Source organism: Metalysinibacillus jejuensis, from assembly GCF_003057615.1.
GTDB classification, from domain to species: domain Bacteria; phylum Bacillota; class Bacilli; order Bacillales_A; family Planococcaceae; genus Metalysinibacillus; species Metalysinibacillus jejuensis.
In genome coordinates this window covers 19623-33428 of record NZ_QAFW01000024.1, presented here as the reverse complement: position 1 = coordinate 33428, position 13806 = coordinate 19623, and the positions used below count along the sequence as shown (strand labels likewise).

General features: G+C 39.9%; 13 protein-coding genes. 5 read left to right on the top strand and 8 right to left on the bottom strand.

Going from position 1 to position 13806, the window contains the following annotated elements:
- Window positions 1-208 precede the first annotated feature (208 nt).
- Both DDE80_RS08950 and DDE80_RS08945 read right to left on the bottom strand, forming a co-directional pair.
- A complete protein-coding gene (locus DDE80_RS08950) occupies window positions 209-628 on the bottom strand; it encodes a protein-tyrosine phosphatase family protein (protein ID WP_108307318.1) in 420 nt (139 codons plus the stop codon).
- Window positions 629-632: 4 nt separating this feature from the next.
- On the bottom strand, window positions 633-1577 hold the full coding sequence (locus tag DDE80_RS08945; protein WP_108307317.1) for a carbohydrate kinase family protein: 945 nt from the start codon (window positions 1575-1577) through the stop codon (window positions 633-635).
- A gap of 228 nt (window positions 1578-1805) precedes the next feature.
- On the opposite strand from DDE80_RS08945, the gene DDE80_RS08940 reads away from it, so the two are divergent.
- Both DDE80_RS08940 and DDE80_RS08935 read left to right on the top strand, forming a co-directional pair.
- The gene (locus tag DDE80_RS08940) at window positions 1806-2711 is read left to right on the top strand and encodes an EamA family transporter (protein WP_108307316.1); all 906 of its coding nucleotides are present in this window, start codon (window positions 1806-1808) and stop codon (window positions 2709-2711) included.
- Between the two features lie 167 nt (window positions 2712-2878).
- The gene (locus tag DDE80_RS08935) at window positions 2879-4612 is read left to right on the top strand and encodes a methyl-accepting chemotaxis protein (protein ID WP_108307315.1); all 1734 of its coding nucleotides are present in this window, start codon (window positions 2879-2881) and stop codon (window positions 4610-4612) included.
- 69 nt (window positions 4613-4681) lie between these two features.
- Here DDE80_RS08935 and DDE80_RS08930 read toward each other — a convergent pair whose 3' ends face one another.
- From DDE80_RS08930 to DDE80_RS08905, 6 genes are all read right to left on the bottom strand, one after another.
- Entirely contained in the window at window positions 4682-4948 is a 267-nt protein-coding gene (locus DDE80_RS08930; protein ID WP_108307314.1) for a metal-sensitive transcriptional regulator, read from the bottom strand.
- A 67-nt stretch (window positions 4949-5015) separates the two neighbouring features.
- Window positions 5016-5876 (bottom strand): glycine betaine ABC transporter substrate-binding protein, encoded by an 861-nt coding sequence (locus tag DDE80_RS08925; protein WP_108307313.1) that lies wholly within the window; start codon window positions 5874-5876, stop codon window positions 5016-5018.
- Window positions 5877-5950: 74 nt separating this feature from the next.
- The gene (locus tag DDE80_RS08920; protein ID WP_235612308.1) at window positions 5951-6841 is read right to left on the bottom strand and encodes a glycine betaine ABC transporter substrate-binding protein; all 891 of its coding nucleotides are present in this window, start codon (window positions 6839-6841) and stop codon (window positions 5951-5953) included.
- Between the two features lie 16 nt (window positions 6842-6857).
- Window positions 6858-7709, bottom strand: coding sequence for an ABC transporter permease (locus tag DDE80_RS08915; protein WP_108307312.1), 852 nt, complete (start codon window positions 7707-7709; stop codon window positions 6858-6860).
- Window positions 7706-8896 (bottom strand): quaternary amine ABC transporter ATP-binding protein, encoded by a 1191-nt coding sequence (locus DDE80_RS08910; protein ID WP_108307311.1) that lies wholly within the window; start codon window positions 8894-8896, stop codon window positions 7706-7708. Before DDE80_RS08910 ends, DDE80_RS08915 begins: the two co-directional genes overlap by 4 nt.
- A gap of 216 nt (window positions 8897-9112) precedes the next feature.
- Window positions 9113-9751 carry a GntR family transcriptional regulator gene (locus DDE80_RS08905; RefSeq protein ID WP_108307310.1) on the bottom strand — a complete coding sequence of 213 codons (639 nt, stop codon included), beginning with the start codon at window positions 9749-9751 and terminating at the stop codon, window positions 9113-9115.
- Between the two features lie 170 nt (window positions 9752-9921).
- On the opposite strand from DDE80_RS08905, the gene DDE80_RS08900 reads away from it, so the two are divergent.
- From DDE80_RS08900 to cysT, 3 genes are all read left to right on the top strand, one after another.
- Entirely contained in the window at window positions 9922-11808 is a 1887-nt protein-coding gene (locus tag DDE80_RS08900; protein WP_235612307.1) for an SEL1-like repeat protein, read from the top strand.
- Window positions 11809-11989: 181 nt separating this feature from the next.
- Window positions 11990-12988 (top strand): sulfate ABC transporter substrate-binding protein, encoded by a 999-nt coding sequence (locus tag DDE80_RS08895; RefSeq protein WP_108307309.1) that lies wholly within the window; start codon window positions 11990-11992, stop codon window positions 12986-12988.
- Window positions 12985-13803, top strand: coding sequence for a sulfate ABC transporter permease subunit CysT (gene cysT / locus DDE80_RS08890; protein WP_108307308.1), 819 nt, complete (start codon window positions 12985-12987; stop codon window positions 13801-13803). The genes DDE80_RS08895 and cysT overlap by 4 nt, the downstream gene beginning before the upstream one ends.
- Window positions 13804-13806 lie beyond the last annotated feature (3 nt).

The window sequence follows — 13806 nt, the reverse complement described above, 5'->3', positions numbered from 1 at the left end:
GTAAACGGAATTTGAATGCTTTGTTTTGTTTAGTCATATCAATTCACCTCGCTTTGTACGGAATAATATCTTATGTATTGATTATATCGTAGAAATACCGTACAATCAAGTGAGAGGTGATAATTTTAAATCGTTACTCATCCAACAAAACATGGAGAAAAAATTATAATAAAAAGGAGTAGCTAGCGCATTGGCTAACTACTCCCATTTATTTACCCTCATATATCCTACGTAGTGCCGCTTCCATAGCTGGTCGAATATTAGCTGTTGGTCGCTTAGCTGTGACTTGAGCAATCGCTTCGTCCACAGTAGCAGCCTCACCTAATTCAAGTAGCGTAGCTGTTGCGGTAACACAAGCGCGTCCATTACCGCCACCACAATGAAAGTACACAGCTTTACCCTCATCATAAGCCGTCTTAATTGCCTCTGCTGTTTGCTTTAAGGTTGATGCTGTTAAATCTTCATCTGCAATTGGCATATGGCTATAATTATAGGCTAGTTGCTCTGGTTGTGACTCCCCGTTAACACGTACATCTACGACTACATCAATACCCTGCTCTTTTGCAGCTGTTGCCGCCTCGGCGTGTGGGCCAAAATATAGGCGTCCTTCTTTCAATTCACTATACATACCATCACTCCTTAATCCATTGCTTTACTTCATCATAGCATGGTAAAGCTGTTAATGCGCCTGCCTTTGTTGCCGCCATTGCACCTAATTTATTACCAAAGCTTACACAACGCATAAGTTCGTCTGGTGTAGTTGGCAGACCATTATAATGCACATCACGTAGGACACCCGCCATAAAAGCATCACCTGCGCCTGTTGTATCTACGGCCTTTACTTTTTGCGTTGGTACATGCATCGTTTCTCCGTTTAATACAGCATACGTGCCATTTTCGCCCACTGTGACTAATACAATTGGTACAAGTAGTGCATCAAGTGCTGCAATGCCGTCTTCAATTGTTGTAGTTTGTGTTAAGAAGGCTAGCTCCTCATCTGTCACCTTAACAATATCCGCTTCTTCAAAAAACTGCATAATCGTATCACGACATACGTCTTCACTTGACCAACGTAGTGGTCGAATATTTGCATCAATCGCAATAATAACGCCCTTATCCTTCGCCATATCAATCATAGCTTGTGTCGTAGTTAAGGCTGTTGGCTCAAACATCGTACCTGAACATACATTGACAATAGAAGCTTTTTTAAATGCCGCTTCTTGTAATTGTGTAGGTGTTACTTGTAGTGCTGGTGTTTCATCAATATAATTTTTAAACTCACGCTCTCCTGTTTCAGTTAAGTGTACATACACGCCACTAATACGCTTCTTAGCATCATAAATCGCAAAGTCTGTATTAACGCCCTCTTTTTTCAACTCATCGCGCACAAATTGTGAGGTTGCATCGTCACCTGTAATCGTAATAAGAGATGAGGGTGCACCAATGCGACTAATGCCAGCTGCAACATTAATTGTTGCACCGCCCATATATTTCTTAAATGTGCTATTGCTCGCATCCGTCGCAATATAATCCACAAAAGCATCACCATACACTAAAATATAACTTTCTTCGTTCATGTTGTTCGTACCTCCGATTAGTAATTCCTTATAGCGTACCACGAAAATAGAGCGAGACAAAATTTTATTATTTTGAAACTATTATGAACAGCTTTTCGTCCGTTGCTAGCCAATTACATCCTTTTATTATGGCATTCCTACTTTTTTCTGTTATACTAAAGAGCAATGTGTAGAGGTCAGACAAGTACTCATACAAAGATTTACAACGTGAAAGTAGAGGTTTTGTTTATGAAAAAAACGCTTATGTATCCCTTAATGGTGATCATCGCCTCTAGCTGCTACGGCGTATTGTCAACGATTATTAAAGTGGCCATGAACCATGGCTTTACTTCAGAGGAAGCAGTCACAAGCCAATATATGATTGGTTGTGGACTTGCTTTTTTATTGTTTATTTTAACGCAACGACAGCTACCGAGGTTAAATAAGTCAGGCTGGATTACAGTGATTGGTGCTGGCTTATTTACAGGTACAACAGGCATTGTTTACGGGCAATCACTAAATTATTTACCCGCTTCACTTGCTGTAGTTATGCTATTTCAATTCACTTGGATCGGTTTATTTTTGGACTGTGCGCTAAAAAAACGCATGCCCACACGCACGGAGCTTGTATCACTACTATTTTTATTTTCAGGTACAATACTTGCCGCAGGTGTATTAGATGTTGATTTAAGTGGCATCGCATGGCAAGGTTGGGCATTTGGCTTAGCAGCAGCTTGTAGCTTCGCATGCTTCGTACAATTTAACTCGCGCCCCGCTGAAGGTATTACGACAACAGCACGCGTAATGGTTATGTCACTCGTTGCCCTAACGCTCATTAGTATTTTCTTAACACCCGAAATCGCTTGGAATGGCCGATTATTTGGCGATGGCCTTTGGGTATACGGTGTAGCACTTGGTGTGCTCGGTATTTTATTACCGATTTATTTATTCTCAATTGCTGTACCGAAAGTTGGTGGCGCCTTAGCCTCGATTTTAAGCGCGATGGAATTACCTGTTGCCATTACCGTTTCCGTTTTAGTGCTAAATGAAGCCATTACTGTACTACAAATTTTCGGTATTGTTATTGTACTTATCGGTATGATGTTGCCAACATTATTATCACTACGCAAACAACAGCGTGCGCAACCACAATAGGTTATTATGACTATGCTATTTTATTGGCATAGTCATTTTTATTTATATAAAAACGCTTTCAAATTATCACTTTTATATTATACTAAGAGAAAGGAAATGTATTTTAAACGTTATTTTTGTATATTAAACGTTATTTTTCTCTTTAAAACTTAAAAAGGAGTGGTTTTATGAGGCATTCAGTACGCAATAAATTAGTCAGCTTAGCTTTTATTGTAATCGTGATTCCTACATTACTCATTGGCTTCGTCAACTACGTCGTTGCCAAACAAGAACTTGATAATGTAGGACGCTTAGGTTTGCAAAACGGCGTAGCGAGCATCGTTCAACTTATTGATTCCACTAATCAGCAAGTCGTAAATAGTGATCTGACACTAGAAGAAGCGCAAGAATACGTCCGAACCCAAATGATTGGTCCAAAAAACGCCGAAGGCAAGCGGGCAATTCAAAACCCCGTCACATATGGCGAACATTTTTATTTCTACGCCGTTGAAGATAACGGGCTAGCTGTAGCACACCCTGTAATTGAAGGTCAAGATACGCTTAACTTAACGACAGATGATGGTCGTTATTTCATGCAAGAAATTATTGCCAAAGCTAAATCAGGTGGTGGTTTTGTACAATATGACTGGCCTCTTCCTAATGATGAAACAACAAAAGCACCAAAAGTTACTTATGCCATGGAAGATCCTACTTGGGGCTGGATTATTGCAGCCGGTACATACGAAATGGACTTTAATGCCGGTGCTAATACCGTACTACGCTATGCACTCATCGTCACACTTATCGCTGTGGCAATTGGTATTTCATTATTTTGGTTCTTCTCTGGACGCATGACAAGTTATATTCGCCGAATTATGGTTATGACATCAGATATTGCTAAAGGTAAACTTACAGGTGAAGATATTCCTTTGTTAGCTAAAGACGAACTAGGCACATTAGCCGAAAATGTTAACAATATGAAAGCAAGTCTTAATGAAATGGTAGGTCATACACGTGATTCTTCCTTTAAAATGCGCGAATCTTCAGAAACTTTGAGTGCCATTACTCAACAAACGACAGCTTCTGCAGATGAAATTCACTTAGCAATTTCTGCAATTTCACAAGGTGCTGTTACACAAGCAGAAGAAGCAGAAGAAGCTATCACTAAAGTAGAAGCACTATCATCATTAATTGCTACAACGACTACTGCCTATAATGAAATTACGGACACAATGGGCGCCATTACAGCTTCTAAAATTAATGGCGAACAAAAAGTAGAAGAGTTACAGCAAGGTTCGGCATCATTTAGCCAAGTCATTAATGAATTGCGTACTAATTTTTCAGGGTTAACTAAGCAAATGCAGGAAATCCAAACGATTGTCCAAACCATCACTTCGATTTCAGAACAAACCAACCTACTTGCTCTAAACGCTAGTATTGAAGCAGCACGTGCGGGTGAACACGGTAAAGGTTTTGCCGTAGTCGCAGAGGAAGTACGAAAATTAGCTGAACAAACGAATGATGCAACCAATCATGTACGTAATGTATTAAGTAGAATTGAAGCAGATACTATAAATGCTAACGCTAAAATGACACATACTTTATCGCTGTCTTCGTCACAAGTACTAGCCATCGATGAAGTACAAAATGCTTTTACCCATTTATCACTAGCAATTGAGAGCATAAGCTTACATTTAAACGCTCTCGATACTAGCATGCAACAAATGAGTACAAATCGCCTTATTGTCGTCAAAGCAATTAATGAAATTTCAACTGTCGCGACAGAATCTGCTGCAGCCACAGAAGAAATCAATGCTTCTATCGATGAACAAAAAATTGCGGTTACTTCCATTATGAATTCCTCTCTACAACTGCATACAGAAGCAGAGCGCATGCACGAACTTGTAGAGCGATTTACGTAAAAAAAGAGCTATGCAAAAGCCATTTGGGCTTTTAGCATAGCTCTCTTACTGTAAATAGTGCATGATGATTTAACGGCTCTTTACGACTAAGTTCATCGCCTCTTGAATCATTTCATTCACTTTATCATCGTCGCCTTCTGCGTTGCGTACACATTCTAGTAAGTTTTCACTCACAATGACTCCTACAGTTCGATCAACTGCTGAACGAACCGCAGATAACTGAGTAATAACAGATTTGCAATCTTTGCCTTCCTCCATCATTTTTAAAATACCCCGCAACTGGCCTTCCATACGCTTTACGCGATTTTTAACTTGTGTATCATATTCGTGTGCCATACGACTCGCCCCCTACTCTTTACTAGTAGTATAGCATGTTACGAATACCAAGTTAATAACTCAGAAATTATTTTTTCCAACCCTCAACCGTATCTTTATTAGCATCTATCCATTCGCGCGCTGCATCTTTCGGGTCAGTACCTTCTGAAATAGCACGCATTACAGCCTCACTATCTTCAGATGTCCAGTAAAAGTTATCGAGTAATGCAAAAGCTTCCGGTTTATCTTTATCTAAACCTAAACGGGTAACCGTATGAATCGACTCGGTCTCTCCATAAGCTTTTTTAGGATCATCTAAATATTTTAAGTCATATTTCGCAAACTTCCAGTGTGGTGACCAACCGACAACAACAATGTCTTCATTGTTTTCGTACGCTTGACCTAAAGCTACAGTCATCGCACCTGATGATGAAGCTGCTACATTCCAATCCGCTAAATTAGGATAGTCTTCTGCTAAGTTTTCTGTAATCTCCATTGTATTAGCACCTGGCTCAATACCCGTAATCGTTTTATTCGCTTCATCTTTTAAATCTGCAATTGAATCGACATCCATATACTGAGGTACAACAAGTCCTACACGCGCACCTTCTAGGTTAGGGCCTAGCTCCATGACATCATCTTGATATTGTTCCATTTTTGGCGCATGCATTTTAGGTAACCATGCCGCTACCATTGCATCTGCTTCGCCTTTAGCAATTGATTCCCACATAACACCATTATCAAGAGGCGTTAATGTTACATTATAACCCATATCTTCTAATACCGTACCGACAACATTTGTTGAAGCTACTTCTGTATCCCACTCAACATACACTAAGTTAATATCTTTTTCATTGTCCCCTGTGGCTTGATTGTCTTCTTTATCTCCGCAAGCTGCAAGCACTAAACTAGTAGCTAAAGCGGCTCCTACTACTGTTAATTTTTTCAATTCATTTTCCTCCTATAAAAAAAGCAGAAGAAAACAATGTTTTCTCCCGCCTTTTGTGTTTTTGTAAGACGGTCTTACTTCACTTGCTTAGTCCACGCGTCTACCTTATCTTTATTTGCTTCAATCCAGTCGCGTGCTGCTTGTTTTGGGTCCTTACCATCTGTTACCTCTAGCATTACAGACTCTACATCATCTGAAGTCCATTCAAATGCATCGAGTACTGCATAGGCATCTGGCATATCTTTATCCAAATCTTTGCGTGTAAACGTATTAATCGTTTCTTCGCCACCAAATACACCTTTAGGGTCATCTAAATACTTTAAGTCATATTTCGTAAACTTCCAGTGTGGCGACCAGCCTGTAATGATAATCTCATCTTCACCAGCAATCGCTTGCTCTAGCGCTACTGTCATTGCGCCTGATGATGACGTTTGTACTGACCAATCTTTCAAGTTATCGTAAGCTTCTAACGCTTCTTCAGATGCCGCAACGACACCAGCGCCTGGTTCAATACCTGTAATCGTTTTGCCCGCTTGATCTTTTAAGTCTTCAATCGAATCAACTTGCATATACGCTGGTACTACGAAACCAATTTTTGCACCTTCAAGATTCGGTCCTAACTCTACAATATCTTCTTTATATTTATCATATTGCGCTGCATGCGTATGTGGTAACCATGCCGCTACCATTGCATCTGCTTCACCATTTGCTACAGCTTCCCACATAATCGCATTATCAAGTGGTGTCAATGTTACGTTATAACCTAAATCTTCTAAAATAGTTCCTACAACATTTGTCGATGCAATTTCGGTATCCCATTCTACGTAAGCTAAATTAATATCTTTCTTCTCTTCCTTATTACCTTGTACATCTTGCTCTTTCGATGTTTCTTCTTTATCGCCACATGCTGCTAATGCCAAGCTAGCAGCTATAGCTAAACCTGTTATTTTAAATTTGTTATTCAAAAAAGTTCCCCCTCAATTATTGCTTTTTACGATCTAAACTTTGTGTTAAGCGGTCTAAAATAATTGCTAAAATTACGAGTGAAATACCCGCAACGAAGCCTGTACCTGCTTGTGCACGTTGAAGTGCTGATAATACGTTTCGACCTAATCCGTCAGCACCAATCATCGAAGCTGTAACAACCATCGATAGTGCTAACATTACCGTTTGGTTAATACCGGCCATAATCGTCGATTTTGCTAATGGCAACTCCACTTTAAAGAGCTTTTGCGTTCCTGTACTACCATACGAATCAGCAGCTTCTACTAATTCATGTGGCACTTGTCGAATACCTAAGTTTGTCATACGTACCGTTGGTGGCAACGCAAATATAATCGATGCAAATACACCCGGTACTAAACCGATACCGAAAAATGCAACAGCTGGTATTAAATAAACGAACGCTGGCATCGTCTGCATGAAATCAAGTGTTGGCTTAATAATTTTTTCTGCCGTTTCACTTTTAGCCATTAAAATACCAGTAGGAATCCCGATAATGATGGATAAAATACTCGCATATAATATTAAATTAAACGTATCCATTAATTGAGGCCATAAGCCTTGGTTATAAACGAGTAACAGACCGACTAATGTAAAGGTTGGTAAACCAAGCTTTTTGCGTGATGCAAAGAAAGCGAGCAACACCATTAGTAAGATAAAGACGACAGGTGGAATAGCCATCAGTAAGTCAGACGTCGATTCCATTAACCACTTTCCGTTAATTTTAATGAAATCAAAGCCTGTACGGAAAGTAGTTGTCAGCCACTTCATAGCATCGTCTACCCATTCAGCTAAAGGTATTTTAGGTAAGGTGTCTAATATACTACTCATGACTCCACCTCCTCTGTCTTAGCTAATGCTTCAATAACTACTCCGCGAATAATAACACCGAGTAATCGCTTGCCTTCTACTACAGCAACTGGTGTACGGGCATCATAGATAACATTAAAGACGTCTTGGATAAGCGTATCTTTTGCAACTGTTTCAATATCGGTATGCAAATACGTACGCAAATCTTTTTGTCCTTGTTTCACAGCTTCACGCGCATCATCTGCTGTAATATAGCCTTGTAAGTTACGGTGACGATCCACCGCAATGAGTAAACTTACCTCTTCTTCACGCATGCGCTGTAAAGCAACTTTTGGTCCGTCTAATTCAATATTAATAGAGATTGGGCGCACCATAATATTTTCAGCTGTTAACACGCGTGAGCGGTCAACATCTTCTACGAAGCTACGCACATAATCATTCGCTGGGTTCGTTAAAATATCTTCCCCTGTACCAATTTGAATGATTTGACCATCTTTCATTAAGGCGATGTGGTCTCCAATACGAAGCGCTTCATTTAAATCATGGGTAATAAAAATAATCGTTTTTTGAACATTATCTTGAAGTTCTAACAATTCATCTTGCATTTCTTTACGAATAAGTGGATCTAATGCCGAAAAGGCTTCATCCATTAATAAAATTTGTGGGTCATTCGCTAATGCACGCGCTAAACCTACACGTTGTTGCATACCGCCTGACAATTGATTAGGATATTGATCTTTATAAGCGAGTAAGCCGGCATTTTCTAAGGCCTTTTCAGCTTTTTCGCGACGTTCTGCTTTTGGCATGCCGCGTACTTCTAAGCCGTACTCTGTATTTTGTAATAAGGTTCTTTGAGGAAATAACCCGAAGTTTTGAAACACCATGCTCATTTGCTCACGGCGTACTTTTTGCAAGGCTTCTTTATTCATCGTGGAAATATTAGCACCATCGATAAATATATTGCCACTCGTCGGTTCAATCAGTCGGTTTAATAAGCGCACCAATGTCGACTTACCACTACCTGATAGCCCCATAATGACGAAAATTTCGCCTTCATTAACTGTGAAGCTTGTATCATATACACCGACAGTTGCACCGGTTTCTTTTAAAATTTCTGTTTTGCTTTTCTCTTGTTTTACTAAAGCTAAGGCTTCTTTTACATTTTTGCCAAAGATTTTAGAAACATTTTCTACGCGTATCTTCTCCAAAAACGATACTCCCCTCTACTACTACTTTTATTAAATAAGTCATTAAACGATTCAATTTATTTGTTATTACAGCAAAATTCAAACAAAGTTTTGGTAATCACAAAGTAACAACCTTACAATAACAAAGAGTTGTTACTTATGTCAATTTATAAACTCCCTCTATTTACCTAATAAAAAACCCTCATGCTAGACAGCATAAGGGCGTAAGGGTTTACATTAGTTTTTATATAAAAAGTTTTTAACACGTTCAAAACAGGATTCATTGCCAATAAAATATATCGTATCACCTGCATGAAATGTGGCATAAGGCCCTGGTGATAATAAGAGTTCTTGCTCACTTTTAATACCTACAATGGTAGCGGATGTATTATGCCAAAAGTTTAACGTTTGTAAACTTTCGCCACAGTGGGCCGCTTCTTCTGTAATAATGATTTGAAACGGTACGAACGGATTAATTGCTTTAAAACGATCCGTCCGCTCAATGAGTTGTGTTAGTGTATTTTCTAAGGTAGTCAATTCTTCACGCTGACGCACTACACTTGCTAATAAATCACTTTGCAATTCTTGTACGGATTGAACGTCGCTATATTGGTGAATAAAAGCAGCAGCTTTTTCCGTCGATGTAATAACAACGCCACTGCCTTTTGTAGCTTGGACAATTTCTAAATCCTGCAATACAGCTACTGCTCTTCTTGCGGTTTCTGCAGACACACCATACTGACTCGCTAATGACGAACGCGCGTAAATTTTCTCGCCCACAATGTAACGTCCTTCCACAATTTTTGTGGCGATATCAGCCGCAATCTTCTGATACTTAGGTTGGCGAACAGCCATGCGCTTTTTTTCTACTACCATCTGATTACCCTTCTTTCATTTTCCTATAATAAGCTTTTTCATTCGTACCTATCATACGATATTTAGTTGTATTAACCTATAATGTTGACGTTTTTTGACGATAATACGTGTAAGTATTTCATTTTTTTACAATACTTTTATACATATAGAGAAAGGGGGCTCCCTCCATTATGATTCATGCACATATTATGAAAGAACAATGCTATAAGCTTCATGTTTTGCAATTCCATACGTTAGCGCATAACTATGAAGTAGCTTATACAAATGCCAACACTAAGCCTAAAGTAACGTTGCAACATGCATTATTAGCTGTAGAAGAAATCGTACGTCAAGTATATGAAGCAGAAATGCAAACTTCACCACATCATTTATCACCACGTGTACTACTCACGACTAAAGCTTTTGTTGCTAAAATCCACCCGAGACGTATCCATCTATTAATGAATCTCGTTTGGAAAATGACGAATCAGTCTGCTAATGATATCGTTACTGCTAAGTCCGCACGTATCGTCATTGACTACTTAGCCGATATTATTGAGTGGTACATTCAGCGTTTTGACGCTAACTACCAGTCTCAAACGACAGCGCCACCTGATGAAGTTATTACACCACTTAACCCCTTCGACTTATCTCCCGCTGAAGACTATAAAGCTGCAGCACAGTGGTTTGAACGTGCTGCCAATCAAGGCTATGCTAGCGCACAATACAATCTAGGCGTGCTTTATGAAGCGGGTGTCGGTGTTAAACAAGATATTAATAAGGCCATTCACTATTACCAATTAGCCGCTAAACAAGAAAATGCTCATGCACTTTTTAGTTTGGGGCTATTAGCACATGTTGGTAAATTTGTCCCTCAAGACTATGAAAAAGCTATGAAATATTATGAACATTCCGCTACACTGGGTAATAGCGACGCCATGTACCATATTGGTGTACTTTACAATCAAGGTCTAGGCCGTAATATCGACTTTACGGAAGCACGCTATTGGTTTAAAGAAGCGGCAGAGCGAGGCAACACGAGCGCACAAAATAATTTAGGTTTCCTTTACTACAATGGTAATGGCGTGGAAAAAGACTATAGTAAGGCCATCCAATGGTTTGAACGTGCTGCACTAGCAGGAGACGCTAGTGCGCAGTACAATCTCGGCTTTTTATATCGTAAAGGGCAAGCCATTGCTCAAAACAATAGTAAAGCAGCTCATTGGTTTACAAAAGCTGCACTACAAGACCATGCAAACGCTCAATTTCAGCTAGCTTTATTGTATCAATTAGGACAAGGTGTCGAGAAAGATATGGATGAGTGTATGAAGTGGCTAAAACTGGCAGCAACGGAAGATCATATGAATGCACAATTTACGCTCGGCATGCTTTATCGCCAACAAGGAGACTATATTCAAGCTGCACAGTGGTTAACGTGGGCAGCTGAAAAAGGGCATCTTCCTGCAATGTATGAACTCGGGCTACTTTATTTGTACAACGATCCTAATATCGAAAAAGCACTAGTGCATTTAACAGCAGCAGCTTCTCAAAATAATGCAAATGCCCAAGTAACGTTAGCTAAAATGTACTTGCACGGACAAGGTGTCGAAAAAGACCAAGCGACAGCCAAACAGTGGCTTGAAAAAGCGGCAGCACAACAACAACCAGAAGCAGCATTAGAACTCGCTTACTTATATCGGGAATTACACGATTACCAACAAGCACTTTACTTCTTCACGAAAAGCGCTGAACAAAACCAAGTACAAGCCCAGTATGAGCTTGGCAACCTTTATGATAAAGGTATTGGAGTAGACCAAAACTACGAAGAAGCAGCTAAGTGGATTAGCCAAGCCGCGAACGCTGGTCATATTAAAGCTCAATTTCAACTTGGTCAAATGTATTATTTAGGGCAAGGTGTAAAGAAGGATGCCAAACAAGCAGCTAAGTATTATAGATTAGCTGCAAACCATGGACATAGTAAAGCACAATACCAACTCGGTATGCTGTACAAAAAAGGTATTGGCGTAGCGCAAGATTATACCGAGGCAACCCGTTGGCTAAAAGTATCATTGAACTAGGGGTTGACAACCTTTTATAAATGAAATATCATAATCCGTATACAAATACTTTGTTTTAAAGTAGCTCACTAGAAAACTAGAGGCCGCTTAATTTAGAGGAGTTTCCATTCCTGTAAATTAAGCGGTCTTTTTTTATAAGTTAAATCCATACTTAAAAACTAGGAATTTGGAGGTAATAAGGATGAGGTGGCAAGTATTCATTATTTTAAGTTTAAGCCTACTGGTGCTCGCCAGTTGCGGTACAAAACCAAGAGAACTATTAAATGTTTCTTATGATCCGACAAGGGAACTCTATCAAGAATTTAATGTAGCGTTTCAGCAACACTGGCTACAAACCCATAATGAAGAAGTTATCATCCGGCAATCTCACGGAAGTTCAGGTAGTCAAGCTAGGGCTATTATCGACGGCTTACCAGCTGATGTAGCAACGCTGGCCTTAGCGTATGATATCGATGCCATTGCAGCTAAAGAAATTATCGCAACGGATTGGTTAACACAACGACCAAATAACTCCTCCCCTTATACGTCCACTATTGTTTTTCTGGTGAGAAAGGGAAATCCTAAACAGATTACAGATTGGGATGATTTAATTCGTGAGGATGTGAGCGTTATTACACCTAACCCGAAAACTTCAGGAGGTGCTCGTTGGAACTACTTAGCAGCGCTCGGTTACGCACAAAATACGTACGCTACTGAACAACAAGTTACCGACTTCGTACATAAGCTGTATCGCAATGTCGCCGTTCTTGATACAGGTGCACGTGCTTCAACGACAACATTTGCCGAAAAAGGGATTGGTGATGTCCTAATCACATGGGAAAACGAAGCGCTTTTAGCTATTAAGCAATTACAGGCTAATGATTTTACACTTGTCACACCATCTCAAAGTATTTTAGCCGAACCTTCCGTCGCTGTAGTGGACCGTACTGTAGACGAACACGACACGCGCGAGCTAGCAGAAGCGTATATTAGCTATTTGTATAGCGAAGTGGGGCAAGATTTAGCTGCTAAACATTTTTATCGCCCCCGTGATGAAAAAATTGCTGAGCGTTACCGTGAGCAATTCCCCCCGCTCACATTATTTACAGTAGAACAATTAGGTGGCTGGCAAAGTCTTCAGCGCATTCACTTTAGTGATGGTGGAAAGTTTGATCAAATTTATACAGGAGGCACAAAATGAAAAAAAACATACTTCCTGGATTCGGTATAACGATGGGCATTACAACACTTTATGTAAGTTTATTTGTGCTCGTGCCTATTTCGTTACTGCTCATTAAAACAGCTTCTCTTAGCTTAGATGAATTTATTACGATTGTGACAAATGAGCGTGTGATGCATGCGTATAAAGTTTCGCTAACGACCGCTTTTATTGCCGCTTTCCTTAACGCCATTTTTGGGTTACTTCTCGCTTGGGTACTCGTACGCTATCGCTTTCCGGGAAGGCGTATTATTGACGGACTGATTGATTTACCCTTCGCACTCCCAACAGCAGTAGCAGGAATGACACTAGCTGCACTCTATGGCCCTGAAGGGTGGTTCGGACAATTTTTCCAAAAGCTTGGTATCCCTATCGCTTATACTTCTAGCGGTATTGTTATCGCACTTATGTTTATCGGGCTACCGTTTGTCGTTCGTATGGTCCAACCCGTATTAGAGAATCTACCAAAAGAAACCGAAGAGGCGGCAACTAGCTTGGGCGCCAGCCGCTTTCAAACCTTTCATAAAGTCATTTTCCCTGAGATTGTACCTGCATTGCTTGCCGGATTTTCGCTCGCTTTAGCACGTGGCTTAGGTGAATACGGCTCTGTCGTTTTTATCGCTGGCAATATGCCTATGAAAACGGAAGTGGCACCGCTGCTCATTATGTCCAAACTTGAACAGTTTGATTATGCCGGTGCTACAGCGATTGGCGTTGTAATGCTATTGCTATCCTTCACTTTTTTAATCATTATTAACATCTTACAAAAATGGCATCGTAAACACGAATTGCGTTAAAAG